Origin of the sequence: Salinivibrio sp. ML198, assembly GCF_001996015.1 — a bacterium.
GTDB classification, from domain to species: Bacteria; Pseudomonadota; Gammaproteobacteria; order Enterobacterales; family Vibrionaceae; genus Salinivibrio; species Salinivibrio siamensis.
On record NZ_MUEZ01000053.1, the window covers coordinates 1 to 535 of the forward strand.

1 protein-coding gene is annotated in these 535 nt (G+C 54.0%); it reads right to left on the reverse strand.

From position 1 onward, the window contains the following. A partial coding sequence (locus BZG25_RS15665) for a VCBS domain-containing protein (RefSeq protein ID WP_198535239.1) occupies nt 1-535 on the reverse strand: 535 nt, incomplete at both ends.

The following is a 535-nucleotide window of genomic DNA, read 5'->3' on the forward strand; positions in this document are numbered from 1 at the left end:
TAGCTCCAACGAGCCGTAAGTGCCTGCCTGTGTGACGTCGGCAAAGGTTGGCGCGTCGTCACTATCGACATCACTGATCGCGATGGTGCCCGTGGCAGTTACTGCGGTATCGCCCACGTCACCTTCGGTCACTGAGCCGGTAAAGCTACCGGTGACTTCAGGTAAGTCGTCGGTGCCGGTAATGGTGATAACAATATCTTGTTGCGTGTTATCGCTTGCGGTGAGGGTGATAGTGTCTGTCACCTCATCACCGGCATCTAAATCCTGCACGGCAGATTGATCGAGGGTGTAAGTCCAATTACCGTTCACCAGCTCTAGCGAACCGTAAGTGCCGCTCTCTGTGGTATCGGCAAAGGTCGGGTTATCGTCACTATCAACATCACTGATCGCAATGGTGCCGGTGGCAGTGACCGCATCGCCTTCGTTGCCTTCGGTGACTGAGCCGGTAAAGTTACCGGTGACTTCAGGTAAGTCGTCGGTGCCGGTAATGGTGATAACAATATCTTGCTGTGTGTTATCGCTTGCAGTGAGGGTG